This window comes from Psychroserpens mesophilus (assembly GCF_050617655.1).
GTDB classification, from domain to species: Bacteria; Bacteroidota; Bacteroidia; order Flavobacteriales; family Flavobacteriaceae; genus Psychroserpens; species Psychroserpens mesophilus_A.
The window spans coordinates 1-273 of record NZ_JBODQC010000162.1 but is presented as its reverse complement, the minus strand read 5'-3'; the positions used below and the strand labels follow the sequence as shown (position 1 = coordinate 273).

Here is a 273-nt window from a genome sequence, read left to right as displayed (position 1 = left end):
CACGTCGATCGACGGATCCGTCACTTCGCCGTGCACCAGCAGCGGCATGCCGCATTTCTCCAGCGCTTCCAGCGCCTTGGCGCACTTGCCCAGCAGGTCGGTCACGCCGGCGTCGGGGGTGGTGGTCGCACCCGCGGGATACAGCTTGATCGCGTAGACCTGGCCCGACTCGTGCGCGCGGAAGATCTCTTCGGCCGAGGTGTTGTCGGTCAGGTACAGCGTCATCAGCGGCGTGAAGGCGTCGGCATCGCCGCCCGCCTTGGTCAGCGCGGC

General features: G+C 68.1%; 1 protein-coding gene. It reads right to left on the bottom strand.

Going from position 1 to position 273, the window contains the following annotated elements; genetic code table 11:
• Positions 1 to 273 (bottom strand): hypothetical protein (locus tag ACRHNM_RS16770; RefSeq protein WP_431137761.1); only part of this gene is annotated, 273 nt, incomplete at both ends.